The organism is Streptomyces sp. NRRL S-337 (assembly GCF_000720175.1).
GTDB classification, from domain to species: domain Bacteria; phylum Actinomycetota; class Actinomycetes; order Streptomycetales; family Streptomycetaceae; genus Streptomyces; species Streptomyces siderophoricus.
The window spans coordinates 1-509 of record NZ_JOIX01000184.1 but is presented as its reverse complement, the minus strand read 5'-3'; the positions used below and the strand labels follow the sequence as shown (position 1 = coordinate 509).

Below are 509 nucleotides of genomic sequence, written 5' to 3'. Positions count from 1 at the left end.
CACGGTGGAGCAGGGACTGGACACGGCCGGAAAGAAACTGAGGAACCTGGCCAAGAACAACAAAGACATCGACCTAGGTGCTGGCAGAGGACTCTGCGCCATCGTCGTCGTCGTCGCCACAGTAACCGCCGCTACGTCCGCGATCGTAGTCAAGACGAAAATTTACATAATGGGCGTGTTGGATGGTACGCAGATCAACAAAGACGAAGCAGTTGCGGCGTTGACAAAGCAGTTGCGTACTGTCTGAGCATCGTACAACCGATCAAAAACTGGTGGAAGTCTCTGCACCAGCGTCCTGCTGATTGAGGCTACCGAAGACAGCGCAAGTTGACGGAAGTTCTCATTCCGTCCCATCAAGAGGTATGCCCTGATTCATATTTCAGGGCATACCCATAAAATAGGGAATTCTTGTGAAGAAGCGTGTCTTGGCAGCGGTGGTCTCTGCCGCTGTCGTCGTGGGTGGAGTCACCTCCGCAGCAGCAGCCTCTCCGGCTCCCACTCCAATCCAA

At 54.2% G+C, this 509-nt stretch carries 1 protein-coding gene; it reads left to right on the top strand.

The window, feature by feature from the left end:
• The coding region (locus IG62_RS47640) for a hypothetical protein (RefSeq protein ID WP_158795196.1) at window positions 1-247 on the top strand (247 nt) is incomplete at its 5' end.
• Window positions 248-509 lie beyond the last annotated feature (262 nt).